Here is a 1074-nt window from a genome sequence, read left to right on the forward strand (position 1 = left end):
GCGCGACCTGCTCGTCGCTGCGGCCGGTCAGACGCAGGTAGTTCAGGGTCTCGTCGTCGATCGGGAAGATCGCGGCGGTGGAGCCGAACTCCGGCGACATGTTGCCGATGGTGGCGCGGTTGGCGAGCGAGGTGGCGGCGACGCCCTCGCCGTAGAACTCGACGAACTTGCCGACGACGCCGTGCTTGCGCAGCTGCTCGGTGATGGTGAGGACCAGGTCGGTGGCGGTGACGCCCGGCTTGATCTCACCGGTCAGCTTGAAGCCGACCACGCGCGGGATCAGCATGGAGACCGGCTGGCCCAGCATCGCGGCCTCGGCCTCGATGCCGCCGACGCCCCAGCCCAGCACGCCGAGGCCGTTGACCATGGTGGTGTGCGAGTCGGTGCCGACACAGGTGTCGGGGTAGGCCTGGCCGTTGCGGACCATGACCGTGGGGGCCAGGTACTCGATGTTGACCTGGTGGACGATGCCCATGCCCGGGGGGACGACCTTGAAGTCGTCGAAGGCGCCCTGGCCCCAGCGCAGGAACTGGTAACGCTCGCCGTTGCGCTCGTACTCGAGGTCGACGTTGCGCTCCAGCGCGTCGGCGCGGCCGAAGACGTCCAGGATCACCGAGTGGTCGATGACCATGTCGGCGGGCGAGAGCGGGTTGACCTTGCTCGGGTCGCCACCGAGGACGGTGACGGCCTCACGCATGGTGGCCAGGTCGACGATGCAGGGCACGCCGGTGAAGTCCTGCATGATCACGCGCGCGGGGGTGAACTGGATCTCGACGCTCGGCTGTGCCGAGGGGTCCCAGTTCGCGATCTCGCGGATGTGATCGGCGGTGATGTTCGCGCCGTCCTCGGTGCGCAGCAGGTTTTCTGCCAGCACCTTCAGGGCGTAGGGCAGCTTCTCGGTGCCGGGAACAGCCGAGAGACGGAAGATCTCGTAGGAGTTGCTTCCGACCTCGAGCGTGCCCTTGGCGCCGAAGGTATCAATCTTCGTCACGTCAGCTCCACTCATGTGTGAGGGCGGGCGCCGACACCGAGGCGGACACCCTCCAGCTCGGCATGCACGCCCCGGAGACGTAC

The 1074-nt window shown here is 67.6% G+C and carries 1 protein-coding gene; it reads right to left on the reverse strand.

Going from position 1 to position 1074, the window contains the following annotated elements; genetic code table 11:
• A partial coding sequence (locus tag ACFWF3_RS36940) for an aconitase family protein (protein ID WP_379318907.1) occupies positions 1-991 on the reverse strand: 991 nt, incomplete at its 3' end.
• Between the last annotated feature and the right edge of the window lie 83 nt (positions 992-1074).

Origin of the sequence: Nocardia sp. NPDC060220, assembly GCF_042727815.1 — a bacterium.
In the GTDB taxonomy this organism is placed as follows: Bacteria; Actinomycetota; Actinomycetes; order Mycobacteriales; family Mycobacteriaceae; genus Nocardia.